We start from the raw sequence: 13740 nt of genomic DNA, 5'->3' as shown, positions 1-13740 counted from the left end.
GGGATCCCGGTTCCGCTACAGCGGCGCCGTGATATGAGTGCGTCATCATCATCCGCGCCCGCCGCAATCCCGTCCGTCGAGGTTTTCATGGCCATTCCGCTGCTTCTCACCGGCCCCTCCATGCCGTTCGTCCGGCACCAGCTAGAGGCCCGGTTCCAGGTGCACGACCTGCATGGAGCCGACGACAAGGCCGCGTTCCTGGAAAAGGTGGGGCCAGCGATCCGCGCGGTGGCGACGGCCGGCAGCGCCGGGGTCGACGCCGCCCTGATGGGGCGGCTGCCAGCGCTGGAGATCGTGGCCCACTTCGGGGTCGGCTACGACCCGGTGGACGTGAACCATGCGGCCGGCGCCGGGGTGGTGGTGACCAACACGCCGGACGTTCTGACCGAGGAGGTGGCCGACACCGCCATGGGGCTGCTCCTGATGGCGGTGCGCGAGTTGTCCGCCGCTGAGCGCTGGGTGCGCGCCGGCCGCTGGGAGCGCGACGGTGCCTATCGGCTGACCCGCGGCTCGCTGAAGGGGCGCCGGCTCGGCATCTTCGGGCTGGGGCGCATCGGCCTTGCGATCGCCCGGCGGGCGGAAGCGTTCGGGCTTTCCATCGCCTATCACAACCGGCGCAAGGTGGCGGACGCGCCCTATGCCTACCACGACACGCTGGTGGGGCTCGCCGCGGCGGTCGACACGCTGATGGTGGTGGCGCCCGGTGGCGCCGCGACCCGGCACGCGGTGAACGCCGCCGTCCTGGAGGCGCTCGGGCCGGAGGGTGTGCTCGTCAACATCGGCCGCGGCACCGTGGTGGACGAGGCCGCCCTAGTGGCGGCTCTGGAGGCCGGGCGGCTTCTGGGCGCCGGGCTCGACGTGTTCGAGGCGGAGCCGCGGATCCACCCGGGCCTGATGACCCGCGACGACGTGGTGCTTCTCCCCCACGTGGGCAGCGCTTCGGTGCCGACCCGGGAGGCCATGGGCCAGCTGCAGGTGGACAACCTCCTCGCCTGGTTCGACGGGCGTGGGCCGCTGACGCCGGTGCCGGAGACGCCCGTGCCGGCCCGGTTCACACGCGGCGGCTGAGGCCGATAGAATCAGACAAATGGCCGTCCGGCCTCGGAACCATCACGGCGGCGCCGCGTTGCCGCCTTGATGATGCTTGACCTGAAGCCTGACGAGACTGCGCTTTTCCTCGATTTCGACGGCACGCTGGTGGACCTGGCGCCCCGTCCCGAGGCGGTGACGGTCTCCCCCGCCCTGCCGGCGATCCTCGCCCGCGTCCAGGCCCTGTTCGCCGGCGCGGCTGCGGTGGTGAGCGGCCGGCCGGTGGCGGATCTGGACGGTTTCCTCGCCCCCTTCCGCTTCGTCGCCAACGGCCTGCACGGGCTGGAGGCGCGCGACGCGCCGGACGGGGCGGTGGTGCGCCGGGCCCCGCCGGCCTCGCTCGACCGGGTGCGCCAGGGGATCGCGGCGAGCGGGATCGCCGCTACCGACGGGGTGCTGGTGGAGGACAAGGCGCTGACGCTGGCGGTGCACTACCGCCAGGCGCCGGACGCCCAGGAGGCGGTGCTGACCCTCCTCCACGACCTCGCCGCCCCGCACGCAGACCTTGCGGTGCTCGCCGGCAAGATGGTGGTGGAGGTGAAGCCCTCCGGCTTTTCCAAGGCGACCGCGGTGGAGCACTGCCTGACCCTGCCGGCCTTCGCGGGTCGGCGGCCGCTGTTCGTCGGCGACGACGTGACCGACGAGGACGGCATGCGCGCGGCGCTCGCGCGCGGCGGCGCGGCCATCAAGGTGGGCGAAGGGCCGACGGTGGCGCCGGTCCGCCTCGGCACCGTTTCGGACGTGCACCGCTTCCTCGCCCGACTGGCGGACGGGGCGGCATGATGGCGGACGCGGCCAAGACCAAGCGGCTCGTGGTGGTGTCGAACCGGGTCGGTCCGCTGAAGGACACCGGCAAGGCGGGCGGCCTCGCGGTCGCGCTCGTCGACATGCTGCGCGAGCGCGGCGGCGTGTGGTTCGGCTGGTCCGGCCAGGTGACGGACGCCGGCACCTTCTCCGAGCTGCACCGGGAGCGATCGAAGACGGTGGATCTGGCCACCATCGACATCGATCCGGCCGACAACGCGGAGTTCTACGCGGGCTATGCCAACCGGACGCTCTGGCCGGTGCTCCACTACCGGCTCGACATCGCGGAGTTCTCACCGGCCTTCGAGGCGGGCTACCGGCGGGTGAACGAGCGCTTCGCCGCCCGGCTCCTGCCGCTGCTGCGGGCCGAGGACCAGATCTGGGTGCACGACTACCACTTCTTCCACCTCGGCGCGGAGCTGCGCCGGATGGGGGTGGAGAACCGGATCGGCTTCTTCCTGCACATCCCCTTCCCGCCGCCGGACATGCTGAGCGCCCTCCCCCGTCACCGGGACCTCGTGCGCTCGCTGCTCGCCTACGACGTGATCGGCCTGCAGACCGACCGGGACCGGCGGCACTTCATCGACTACCTGAAGGAGGAGGCGAACGGGGTCGACCTCGGCGGCCACCGGGTCCGCGCCTTCGACCGGGAGGTGACCGTGGCGGCCTTTCCGATCGGCATCGACACGGAGGGTTTCCACGGCTTCGCCGAAGGCCCCGAGGCCAAGCGCGAGCGCACCCGCCTGGAGCGCCACCTCAACGGCCGCCGGCAGATCGTCGGGGTCGATCGCATCGACTATTCCAAGGGCATCCCGCATCGCTTCCGCGCGGTGGAGCGCTTCTTCGAGGAGTATCCGGAGCACCGCGGCAAGGTGAGCCTGCTCCAGGTGGCGCCGCCGTCCCGCTCGGAGGTGGACGCCTACATGGACATCCGCCGGGAGCTGGAACACCTCGCCGGGCACGTCAACGGCCGTTTCGCCGACGTGGACTGGACGCCGATCCGCTTCATCACCCGCGGCTTCCCGCGCCGGGCGCTCGCCGGCGTCTACCGGGCGAGCCGGCTTGCGCTCGTCACGCCGCTCCGCGACGGGATGAACCTCGTCGCCAAGGAGTATGTGGCGGCGCAGGACCACGAGGACCCGGGCGTGCTCCTCCTCTCCCGCTTCGCCGGGGCGGCGGAGACCATGGGCGAGGCGCTGATCGTGAACCCCTATGCGGCCGACGAGGTGGCGCTCGCCATCAAGTCCGCCTTCGACATGCCGCTCGACGAACGCCGGGCGCGGCACGACGCGCTCTATGCGCGGCTGGTGGAAGGGGACGCGCGCAACTGGGCCAACGCTTTCCTGCGCCTTCTCGACGGCTGAGCGGCGATCGCCGCTTTGCGCTGCGGCAAATCGGCCTTGCGCCGAAAGTTCAACGGCGATACCCGTGCGGGGATCCCCTCCCCGCCCGCCCCGCGCCCGCCGCGCGAGGGCCGGCCAACGCCCGCGAGTTCCCCGCCATGACCGATACCGAGGCTCTTCTCGCCGTCCTCCGCCGGGCCCCGGTGGTGCCGGTGCTGATCGTCGACCGCCTGGAGGACGCCGTGCCGCTCGGCACCGCGCTCGTCAAGGGCGGGCTGCCGGCGCTGGAGGTGACGCTGCGCACCGACTGCGCGATGAAGGCCGTGGAGGCCATGAGCGCGATCGACGGCGGCGTTGTGGGGGCCGGCACCATCCTGGACCCGTCGCAGGCGCGCGAGGCGGTGGCGGCCGGGGCGAAGTTCCTCGTCAGCCCGGGCACCACGCCGGCCATCCTCGACGCGGCGCTCGACCTCGGCGTGCCGATCCTGCCGGGCGTCGCCACCGCGTCGGAGGCCCTGATGGCCCGCGAGCGCGGCTTCAAGATCCTGAAGTTCTTCCCCGCCGGCCCGGCGGGCGGCCCGACCTACCTGAAGGCGCTCGCCTCGCCGATCGCCGACGTGATGTTCTGCCCGACCGGCGGCGTGACGGCGGAGAACGCCCGCGACTACCTGAAGCTGCCGAACGTGGTGTGCGTGGGCGGCTCCTGGGTGGCGCCCGGCGACGCCGTGAAGGCGGGCGACTGGGGCCGCATCGAGGCGCTCGCCCGCGAGGCGACCGGCCTCAAGGGCTGAGGCGCGGCATCGGGCCCCGCGGGTGCCGTCCGGCCGGTCGACCCGGTCAGGCGGCGCCGACGCGGCGGGCGGGCTCTGCCTGGAAGAGCGCCTCCGCCTGGGCGGGCGGCATGGGGCGGGCGTAGAGATAGCCCTGGGCGTAGTCGCCGCCGAGGCCGGAGAGGATGTCGCGCTGCTGCTGGGTCTCGACGCCCTCGCAGACCACCTCCACGCCGAGGTCGTGCGCAAGGCCGATCATCGCCCGCACGATGGCGTGGCTTTCCGGACTGGTGACCAGGTTGCTGACGAAGGACCGGTCGATCTTCAGAAGATCGACGGGGAAGTCCTTGAGGTGGGTGAGCGACGCGTAGCCGGTGCCGAAGTCGTCGAGCGCGATCCGGACGCCGGCGGACGACAGCGCCTCAAGGGTCTCGGCCACGTTGCGGATGTCCTTGGCAAGAAGGACGTTCTCCGTCACCTCCACGGTGAGGCTCGACGGCGGCAGGTTCCGCGCGGCAAGGCCGGCGAGCACCTGCTCGGCCAGATTGCCACGGCGGAACTGGCTGGTGGCCACGTTGATGGCGATGGTGCCGAACGGCAGCCCGGCGCTCCGCCATTCCGCCGCCTGGTCGAGCGCCTGCTCCAGCACGATGTCGCCGATGGTCTGGCTGAGCTGCATGTCCTCCAGCGCGACGCCGAAGAAGCTCGGCCCGGCCACGAAGCCGTCCGGCCGCTTCCAGCGGATCAGCGCCTCGAACCCGACCAGCGCGCCGGTGCCCAGGGAGACCTTCGGCTGGTAGTAGAGCAGGAGCTCCCGGCGGATGATGGCTTGGCGCATGGCCCGCAGGATGGACTGGCGGAGCTCCATCTCGTCGCGCATGGAGCGGTCGAAGCGGACGATGCGGTTGCGGCCGGCGGCCTTCGCCTCGTAGAGGGCGATGTCGGCGTCCTTCAGGAGCTGTTCGGCGGCCTCGCCGCTCCGCCCGATGGCGGCGCCGATGCTGCCGGTGACCGGGATGGACTCGTCCTCGTAGAGCACCACCGCGCCGAGGGAGGCGATGATGTGGTCCGCCGCCGCCGTGAGGTCGGACGGATCCGACAGGTTGGGAATGAGCACGGCGAACTCGTCGCCGCCGAGGCGGGCCACCATCACGCCGGGACCGACGGCGCCGACGAGCCGGCGCGCGACCTCGGAGAGGAGGGCGTCGCCGGCGTGGTGGCCGAGGGTGTCGTTGACGTCCTTGAAATGGTCGATGTCGATGAGGAGCAGCCCGTGGTCGGCGCTCTTGGCGGCAGGCGCCAGGACGGCCTCCAGCCGGTCCTGGAACACCGCCCGGTTCGGCAGGCGCGTCAGCACGTCGTGGGTGGCGATGTACTGCACCTCGTGCTCGGTGGCGCGCTGCTCGGTCACGTCCTGGATGGTGCCGATCAGGCGGGCGACGCCGCCCCGGTCGCACTCCGCCTCGCAGAGGCAGCGGACCCAGCGTTCGCGCCCTTCCTCGGTGGTCACCGGATATTCGATCTCGAAGGCGGTGCCGTGCTTCAAGGCGCCGCGCATGTGGGCGATCACATGGTCGCGCACGTCCGCGCGGTAGAAGCGCGCCACCTCGTCGAACTCCGGCGGGGCGCCGACCGGCATGTCGAGAAGGCGGAAGATCTCGTCGGACCAGACCAGACGGCGGTTGCGCACGTCATACTCCCAGCCGCCGATGCGGGCGATGCGGGAGGTCTGCTCCAGGAGGCGCCGCTGCTTGCCGATCTCCGACTTCTGCTCGGCGATCTTGGCGTTGCGGGCCTTCTTGCGGACGTTGTCGCGGGTGCGCTCCAGGCTGAGCCGGTGCAGGCGGAGCTTGTCGACCACCGTCTCGGCGATCCGCTCCAGCACGAAGCGCTGGTTTTCGGTCAGCCGATGCGGCACGGGTCCGCCGACGGCGAGGACGCCGATCACCAGCCCATCGCGCACCATGAGCGGCATGGCGGCGAAGAAGCGCAGCCGCTCCGGCCCGGTCACGAGCGGGTGCCCGGCGAAATCCGGATGAACCGAGGCGTCCTCCACCTCGGTGGCGTGGCCGGCCCGAACGGCGGCATCCACCAGGGAGCCCTCGCGCGGGATTTCCACGAGGGAGAGGCCGATCACGGACTTGAACCAGATCCGGTTCCGATCGGCGAAGGCGATGCCGGCGACCGGAACGTCGAGCGCCGCGCGCGCGAGTTCGCAAAGGTCGTCGAACGTCGACTCCCGGCGCGTGTCGAGGATCTGGAACCGATAGAGTTCCTTCAGCCTGCGCTCTTCGATCGGCGATTCGGACGGCATCGTTCCTCCAGCCGGATAATCAAGCCACGACCCTGTTAAAAAATCTATATGGCAATCCTAAATCGGTTGAAGACAGGACATTACACGCCAAATTGCGACGGCGGGCTTGATCGAGGCTTGCCGCGGCCGATGTCTGTCGCGAACGAAAAGGACGGACGGCATGGCGGTGGAATCAGGAAATTGGACAGACCGGACGGCTCCGCGCGTGACGGCGATCGGACGCCCAGGGACGGTGCCGGGCGGAACCGGCCGCGCGGACGCGGGCCGGTTGGTTCGCGGGCCGCGGCCGGCGCTGGCGGGCTGGCTGGCCGGCCTGGTCGCCCTGGCGCTTGCCGGCGGCGCGCTCGCGGCGACACCGCCGGAGCCGATCCCGCCCGGCAGCGCGCTTGCCGACGCGCTCGCCGGCGCCGACGTGGTGGTGCTCGGCGAGATCCACGACGATCCGGCGCATCATGCGCTGCAGGCCGCCGCCATCGACCACATGGTGGCGCTCGGCCGGCGCCCGACAGTGGTGTTCGAGATGATCCCGGCCGACCTGCAGCCGGCCCTCGACGCGCACCGGGCGGCGGCGCCCGAGGACGTGGACGGGCTCAGCGCCGTGCTGCGCTGGACCGACCGGGGCTGGGGCGACTTCGCCCTCTTCGCGCCGGTGTTCGGCGCTGCTGTTTCGGCGGGCCTGCCGATCCGGGCGGGCGACCTTGAGGACGCGGAGAAGCGGGCGGCAGGGCGCACGGGCGCGGACGGGCTGGACCCGGCCCGGGCCGCCGCGCTCGGCCTCGACCAGGACCTCGACCCGGCCGCGGAGGCGGACCTTGCCGAGACGCTCCGGGTCTCCCACTGCGGAATGCTGCCGGAGACCGCCATCGCGCCCATGATCCGGGTGCAGCGGGCGCGCGATGGCGCCATGGCGGCCGCCGTGATGGCAGCGGCCGCCGAGGGGCCGGTGGTGCTGATCGCCGGCCAGGGGCACGCACGCCGGGACTGGGGCGTGCCGGCGGTGCTCGCCCGGCAGGCGCCGACGCTGACCGTGCGGGCCTTCGCGCTGGCCGCCGACGGGGCGGATCCGGGCGACGCTGCCTTCGACGGCACGGTGCGCACCGGCCCCCCGCCGGAGCGGGGCGACCCGTGCGAGGCGTTCAGGAAGTGACGCGGGGACGCGCGACGGCAGGATGACGTCAAGCCCGAGCGGGCGCAGACCGGTCAGGCTCCTTTGCAGGCGCTAGCGGCCGGCGTGCGCGGCGGTGACGGCGTAGTCGGCCGCGTAGCGAAGGTCCCGGAGCGGCCGGACCCGGCGGATCGCCTCCGCGTAGAGCGGGTGGGCCTTGTAGGCGGCGAGCGCCGCCTCGTCGTCGAACTCGCCGTAGACCACCACGTCGACCGCGTTGAGGATCTGATCCATGCGGCCGTTCGGGGCGACCTCCAGGACACGCGCGTGGGGGATGTCCCTGAGGATGGAGAGCCCCTCGACGATGCGCCCCACATCGGCCGGATCGCGGGCCGTGAAGAAGACGATGTGGCGGATCAACGGGCCCTCCGGCGCTGCGGCATCGCGGGGGACCTAAGCCGCGCCGCCGCCAAGGTCAAGCCGGGGCGTGGCGGCTGGGACCCGCCGGGCGGGCGGATCGGGCAGCTGGGCGGGATCGGAGGGCGGGCGGATCGGGCCGCGTGGTCCGCTGCGGCCAAGGTGAAGCCGGCATCCGGGCCGCGTCGCGGTGTTTTTGGCGGCGTCCTCGCGGAGATCAGCCAAAGTAGCCGATAAGAACGCGAAAAAGCCCAGACCTTGCGGTCAGGACTTTTTCTACGATCGACGTAAAAGTTTTGGTTGCGGGGGCCAGATTTGAACTGACGACCTTCAGGTTATGAGCCTGACGAGCTACCGGGCTGCTCCACCCCGCGTCACAGTCGCCGGTGTTTCGCGGCGACGAGGCTCATATAGCTTCTTGAGATCGCGATTGAAACCCCTGCGGCGACATTTTTTTGTCATCTCAAGCTTGCATGCGAGTGGGACGCTGTGGAAAGCGGAGAATGCCGCGGTTTTCCCGCTAGAGCGATTTCCTGTCGACCTGACGGCATTGTCAGGTCGACAGGAAATCGCCCCAGATTCAAAAGCCTGGAGCATTCTCTCATCGATCAGCTCGTGCAACTTGATCGGTGAGAGAATGCGCAAGCCGGAGCCATCATGCTGTTCGCCCTGCCGCCCACGTCCGAAGCCGATGCGCCGCTCGTCCGCCGCCTGATCCTGGCGGTGGTGGCGCTCGGGGCGCTGCGGGTGGCGGCGCTCGTCTTCAACCGGACCGACCTCTATTTCGACGAGGCGCAGTACTGGACGTGGTCGCAGGCGCTGGACTGGGGCTATTATTCCAAGCCGCCGCTGGTCGCCCTCCTGATCCGCGCGACCACCGACGTGTTCGGGAGCGCCGAGTGGGCGGTGCGCCTGTCGAGCCCCATCCTGCACACCTTGACCGCGCTGGTGCTCTGGCGGCTCGGCGCCCGGCTCTACGGCGACCGGGTGGGCGCGTGGAGCGCCCTCGCCTTCGCCACCCTGCCGGCGGTGAGCCTGTCGGCGACGCTCGTCTCCACCGACGTGCCGCTGCTGCTCGCCTGGGCCGCCGGCCTCCTCTTCGCCGTGCGGCTGATCGACCGGCCCGCCTACGGTCCGGCGCTCGGTCTGGCGGCGGCGGTGGCGGTGGGCGTGAACGCCAAGTACCCGATGCTGCTCCTGCCGGGGCTCCTCTTCCTCTTCCTCCTCGCAACCCCCGCGGCCCGCGGGCGCCTTGCCGCCCCGCCCGTCTGGGTGGGGCTCGCCGGCGGCGTCGTCGGCCTCGTGCCGAACGCCGTCTGGAACGCGCAGAACGACTTCGTGACGCTGATGCACACCCGCGACAACGCCAAATGGTCGGGGTCGCTGTTCAATCCGGACGAGGCGCTGGCCTTCTTCGCCGCCCAGGCGGGGGTGTTCGGGCCCATCCTGTTCGGGGTGCTGCTGATCGCCGCGCTCGGCCGCTGGCGCACGGACCGGCCGCTCGCCGACCGGCTGCTGATCGCGACCTCGGTGCCCATCATCCTGATCTTCACCGCCCAGGCGCTGATCTCGCGGGCGAACGCCAACTGGGCCGCGACCGCCTACCCAGGCGCCACGGTGCTGGCGGTGGCGCTGCTGATCTATGGCCGGCAGCGGCTGCTGAAGGCCTCCACGGCCCTCCACGGGGCGGTGGCGCTGGTGCTCCTGGTGGCGCCCGCCTTCGCGCCGGAGATCCGCCTGCCGACGGGCGCGCGGCCGTTCGAGCGGGTGCTCGGCTGGCGCGCCTTCGCCGAGGCGGTGCGGCAGGCGGCGGTGGAGACCGGCAGCCGCACGGTGGTGCTCGACCGACGCTCCGACGTGGCGGCGGTGCTCTACTATCTCCGCGACAGCGACCTTGCCATCGCGGTGGAGCGCGACCCGACCCGGCCGCCGCTCGACCACTACGAGATGACCCGCCCGTTCGACGTGGACCGGCCGTCGCCGGGCCTCCTGGTGACCGCGCCCAACCGCTCCGTCGTCCTTCCGGGCACCCGGCCGCTCGGCCCGGCGCGCGCGCTTCCCGTCGGGCGCGGGGTGATCCGCGGCGAACGGATGGAGGCGACGCCGCTCGCCTGGTGACGGCGACCGCCCGCCGGCCGGGGAGCCGCCGTCCCTTGCGCCGACACTCCCGATGGACAAGCGCCGGGCGCGCTGCTATCCCGCGCCCGGTTCGCCCGTCGGCGGGTGGGGAGGACACGGGTTGCACACCAAGGGACGCGGAATGCCGGCAGACGGGGCGCCGGACGCGCCGTCCGAATCCGGACGGCCGCCCCCGATCGTGCATTTCGACGCGGTCTCGGTGGACCTCGGCGGCGCGACGGTCATCCGCGACCTCACCCTGACGCTGAGGGAGCGCCGCATCGGCGTGCTCGGCCTGAACGGATCCGGCAAGAGCACCCTCGGCCGGCTGGTGAACGGCCTGGTGACGCCGACCCGCGGCCAGGTGACCGTGGACGGCCTCGATACGGCGCGCGAGGGCGCCGCCGTCCGCCGCACCGTGGGGTTCGTCTTCCAGGCGCCGGAGAACCAGATCGTGCTGCCGATCGTCGGCGAGGACGTGGCGCTCGGCCTGAAGATGCGCGGCCACGGCCGCAAGGCGGCGGAAGCCGGCGCCCGGGCGGCGCTGGAGCGCTTCGGCCTCGGCGCCCTCCACGACCGGTCCAGCCATACCCTCAGCGGCGGCCAGCGCCAGCTGGTGGCGCTGGCCGCCGTCCTTGTCACGGAACCCGCCCTGGTGGTGTTCGACGAGCCGACGACACAGCTCGACCTGCGCAACCGCAACACCGTCGCCCGGGCGATCGCCGCGATGGACGCCGCCGCCCTGGTGATCACCCACGACCTGCCCCTGGTGGCGGATTTTGACCGTTGCCTGGTGATGGCGGACGGCGGGCTGGCGTTCGACGGACCGCCCGGCCCGGCGGTCGCCTTCTACCGGGAGCGCTACGCGTGATCTCGCTCTACCAGCCGGGCGACACGGTGCTGCACCGCTTGGGCGCGGGGCCGAAGCTCGCCGCGCTCCTCGTCGCCGGCGTCGCGGTGACGCTCACCACCGGGCTCGGCTGGCTCGGCGCGGCGGCGCTTCTCGCCCTCGCGATCCTGGCTGTCGCCCGCCCGCCGGCCGGCCTCATCCGCAGCCAGGCGATCGGCCTTGCCTTCGTGACGGCACTGATCCTCGCGCTCTCGGCCCTTGCGGGCGTCTGGCGCGACGGCGTGATCTTCGTTCTGAGGGTCGTCGCCCTCGTGTCGCTCGCCACCGCCGTGACCGTGACCACGCGCACCAGCGCCATCCAGGACCTGATCGAGGACGGCCTCACGCGGTTCGGACCGGCCGGCCGTCGTGGGGCCGAGCGGCTCGGCCTTGCCATCGCGCTGGTGATCCGCTTCGTGCCGGAACTCGTCGCCCACGCGGGCGCCCTCGACGAGGCGCGCAAGGCGCGCGGCCTCAAGGCCTCCGCGCCGCGCCTGCTGGTGCCGCTCCTGGTGCGCACCTTGCGCACCGCCGACGCGGTCGCCGAGGCGCTCGACGCCCGCGGCTATCCGGGCACCGGCCCGTCGCGCGCGCCGGTTCACCCGGCACCGCCGACGCCGGCCGCCGGCCCTTCGTCCCCTCCCCTCCCTGAACCCCGCAAGGACCCTGCTTCATGACCACCCGCGACCTCGTGCTCGTCGCCCTCTTCACCGCCCTGGTGGTGGCCCTCGGGGTCATCCCCGGCATCCCGGTCGCCGCCCTGCCGGTGCCGATCGTGCTGCAGAACCTCGGCATCGTGCTCGCCGGCGCCATCCTCGGCGCCCGGCGGGGGGCCGCGGTGGCGATGCTCCTGGTGATCCTGGTGGCGATCGGCCTGCCGGTGCTCTCCGGCGGACGCGGCGGCCTCGGCGTGCTCCTCGGACCGACCGGCGGCTTCATCTTCGGCTGGATCCTTGCCGCCTTCGTCACCGGCCTCGTGGCGGAGCGGATCGCCCCGGCCGGCAGCAGCCTGGGGCGGACCCTCCTCGGCGTCGGCCTCGGCGGCATTCTCGGCGCCATCGTGCTCGACTACGCGGCGGGCATCGCATGGCTGCTGGCGGTCGCGCCCAACGAGGCGGGCCTGCCGCTCGGCGAGCGGTTGGTGAAGACCACCCTCGGCATGGCGGTGTTCATCCCGGGCGACCTCATCAAGATCGCTCTCGCGGCCGTCGTCACCCACGCCCTCTCCCGGGCCTATCCGATCCCGCGTCGCTGAGCACGCGCCGCGTCCAGGAGCCACCGCGGCGGAGGGCGGCCTCAACCCTGCCGTCCGGTCCACGACGGCCCGGCGACACGCACGTCGTGTCTCCGGCCTCAGACCGGCGGCGCCAGGGTGACCGGCGTGCCGTCGAGGAAGCGCGACAGGCGGAAGGGCGCCGGGTCGACCACCGGCGGCGCGCCGGTGACGAGGTCGGCGGCGAGCCGGCCGGCGCCTGGCCCGATGCCGAAGCCGTGGCCGGAAAAGCCCGTGGCGACCACCAGCCCCGGCACGGCCTCCACGGTGCCGATCGCCGGCATCGCGTCCGGCGTGACGTCGATGAGACCCGCCCAGATCTGCTCCACCGCGAGCGGACCGAGGCCCGGGAAGGCGCGCGCCATCGCCGCCACCGCCCGGTTGGCGGCGCCGATGTCGGGCTCCGGATCGAGCACGCGCGTGCGCTCGAAGACACCCGGCCGGTCGAGCGGCACTGGGCGGATCTCGCGCAGCTCGTCGAGGAAGCGACGGCCAAAGCCGATCTGCACGCTCTCGCCCTCGGCCCGGAAGGCCGGCACGAAGGCGCGAAGGAATCGAAAGCTGTCCGGCACCAGGGTGTGGACGTTGCGGTCGCCGTCCGCCACGGTGAAGCCGCCGTCGAGCCGGCGCCGATAGGCAAACCCGGCGAGCGCCGCCGCCCCGTCCGGCCCGCCGGCGACCGGCCGGGTGCGGGCGACGCTGTTGCGCACCTTCAGCTGCGGCAGCGTTACGCCGACGCCTTTGAGGAGCAGCCGCGACCAGGCGCCGCCCGCCACCACCACCGCACCGGCGCGGACGACACCGCGCTCGGTGACCACGCCGGCGATCCGCCCCCCCATGCGGTCGAAGCCGCGCACGGCGCAGCCCGTGACGATGCGCGCGCCCAGACTGCGCGCCAGCCGTGCGAGCGCCGGGGCCGCCTTCTGAGGTTCGGCGCGGGCATCGGTCGGCGTGTGGAGCGCGCCCATCGGCCGGCGCGCCAGGCCCGGCATGAGGGCCAGCACGGCGTCCGCCCCGATCTGCCGGCTGGAGACGCCGAACGGCCGCGCCGCCGCCACCCAGGCCTCCCGGTTCGCCACCTCCGCCTCGGTCGCCGACACGTAGAGGATGCCGGACCGGCGGTAGCCGATGTCGACGTCGAGCCGGGGCGCCAGATGATCCCAGAGGCGCTGGGCCTCCAGCATGAGCGGCACCTCCCGGAGATCGCGCCCCATCACGCGGATCCAGCCCCAGTTCCGGCTGGACTGCTCGCCCGCGACGACACCCTTCTCCAGCACCAGCACGTCCACCCCGCTCTCGGCCAACGCCAGCGCGGTCCCGATCCCGACGATCCCCGCGCCGATCACCACCACATCGGCGGACGCGGGCAGCGTGTCGTCGGACGGAACGAAGTCGAGCGGCGGTCCCATGAAGGCTCCCGATGGGTGTGGGTTGCGGATCGAAGAATGGCAGTCGCGACGTCTGGACCTGGGGCTACCACCCGGCGCGCCCCGGCCAACCCCGCCTCTAGACGACCCCGCCGGCCCCGTAAAGCGGCGCCGATCGCCGAGCCATCACCAGAGCCCAGCCCGAACACAGCCCCTCCCCTCCCCTCCCCTCCTCCTCGCTCGTCATGGTC

At 72.6% G+C, this 13740-nt stretch carries 12 protein-coding genes and 1 tRNA gene; 9 read left to right on the top strand and 4 right to left on the bottom strand.

Annotation, left to right across the window (positions count from 1 at the left end):
* Window positions 1-87 precede the first annotated feature (87 nt).
* The 4 genes from BUQ68_RS20970 (at window position 88) to eda (ending at window position 4027) form a co-directional block, all read left to right on the top strand.
* Window positions 88-1068, top strand: coding sequence for a 2-hydroxyacid dehydrogenase (locus tag BUQ68_RS20970; RefSeq protein WP_075217983.1), 981 nt, complete (start codon window positions 88-90; stop codon window positions 1066-1068).
* 69 nt (window positions 1069-1137) lie between these two features.
* On the top strand, window positions 1138-1872 hold the full coding sequence (gene otsB, locus BUQ68_RS20965) for a trehalose-phosphatase (RefSeq protein WP_075217982.1): 735 nt from the start codon (window positions 1138-1140) through the stop codon (window positions 1870-1872).
* On the top strand, window positions 1869-3257 hold the full coding sequence (locus BUQ68_RS20960; protein ID WP_342587031.1) for an alpha,alpha-trehalose-phosphate synthase (UDP-forming): 1389 nt from the start codon (window positions 1869-1871) through the stop codon (window positions 3255-3257). Before otsB ends, BUQ68_RS20960 begins: the two co-directional genes overlap by 4 nt.
* 137 nt (window positions 3258-3394) lie before the next feature.
* Window positions 3395-4027 (top strand): bifunctional 4-hydroxy-2-oxoglutarate aldolase/2-dehydro-3-deoxy-phosphogluconate aldolase, encoded by a 633-nt coding sequence (gene eda, locus BUQ68_RS20955; RefSeq protein ID WP_075217981.1) that lies wholly within the window; start codon window positions 3395-3397, stop codon window positions 4025-4027.
* Window positions 4028-4073: 46 nt separating this feature from the next.
* Here eda and BUQ68_RS20950 read toward each other — a convergent pair whose 3' ends face one another.
* The gene (locus tag BUQ68_RS20950; RefSeq protein WP_075217980.1) at window positions 4074-6320 is read right to left on the bottom strand and encodes a putative bifunctional diguanylate cyclase/phosphodiesterase; all 2247 of its coding nucleotides are present in this window, start codon (window positions 6318-6320) and stop codon (window positions 4074-4076) included.
* 205 nt (window positions 6321-6525) lie between these two features.
* On the opposite strand from BUQ68_RS20950, the gene BUQ68_RS20945 reads away from it, so the two are divergent.
* A complete protein-coding gene (locus BUQ68_RS20945; RefSeq protein ID WP_139315292.1) occupies window positions 6526-7467 on the top strand; it encodes a ChaN family lipoprotein in 942 nt (313 codons plus the stop codon).
* A gap of 72 nt (window positions 7468-7539) precedes the next feature.
* On the opposite strand, the gene BUQ68_RS20940 is transcribed toward BUQ68_RS20945, so the two are convergent.
* Window positions 7540-7845 (bottom strand): Dabb family protein, encoded by a 306-nt coding sequence (locus tag BUQ68_RS20940; RefSeq protein ID WP_075217979.1) that lies wholly within the window; start codon window positions 7843-7845, stop codon window positions 7540-7542.
* Between the two features lie 294 nt (window positions 7846-8139).
* Window positions 8140-8216, bottom strand: a tRNA-Met gene (locus BUQ68_RS20935).
* A gap of 283 nt (window positions 8217-8499) precedes the next feature.
* Between BUQ68_RS20935 and BUQ68_RS20930 the strand changes: the two genes are divergently transcribed.
* From BUQ68_RS20930 to BUQ68_RS20915, 4 genes are all read left to right on the top strand, one after another.
* Window positions 8500-9960, top strand: coding sequence for an ArnT family glycosyltransferase (locus BUQ68_RS20930; protein ID WP_075217978.1), 1461 nt, complete (start codon window positions 8500-8502; stop codon window positions 9958-9960).
* 142 nt (window positions 9961-10102) lie between these two features.
* The gene (locus BUQ68_RS20925; RefSeq protein WP_083656778.1) at window positions 10103-10831 is read left to right on the top strand and encodes an energy-coupling factor ABC transporter ATP-binding protein; all 729 of its coding nucleotides are present in this window, start codon (window positions 10103-10105) and stop codon (window positions 10829-10831) included.
* Window positions 10828-11526, top strand: coding sequence for an energy-coupling factor transporter transmembrane component T family protein (locus BUQ68_RS20920; protein WP_075217977.1), 699 nt, complete (start codon window positions 10828-10830; stop codon window positions 11524-11526). The genes BUQ68_RS20925 and BUQ68_RS20920 overlap by 4 nt, the downstream gene beginning before the upstream one ends.
* A complete protein-coding gene (locus tag BUQ68_RS20915; protein ID WP_075217976.1) occupies window positions 11523-12104 on the top strand; it encodes a biotin transporter BioY in 582 nt (193 codons plus the stop codon). The genes BUQ68_RS20920 and BUQ68_RS20915 overlap by 4 nt, the downstream gene beginning before the upstream one ends.
* A 98-nt stretch (window positions 12105-12202) precedes the next feature.
* Here BUQ68_RS20915 and BUQ68_RS20910 read toward each other — a convergent pair whose 3' ends face one another.
* Window positions 12203-13531: an NAD(P)/FAD-dependent oxidoreductase gene (locus BUQ68_RS20910; RefSeq protein WP_075217975.1), complete on the bottom strand. Its 1329-nt coding sequence runs from the start codon at window positions 13529-13531 to the stop codon at window positions 12203-12205.
* Between the last annotated feature and the right edge of the window lie 209 nt (window positions 13532-13740).

It is taken from the genome of Mongoliimonas terrestris, assembly GCF_001927285.1.
GTDB classification, from domain to species: domain Bacteria; phylum Pseudomonadota; class Alphaproteobacteria; order Rhizobiales; family Pleomorphomonadaceae; genus Chthonobacter; species Chthonobacter terrestris.
Note: the sequence above shows the minus strand (reverse complement) of the source record. Positions and strands in the feature narration are given on the sequence as shown.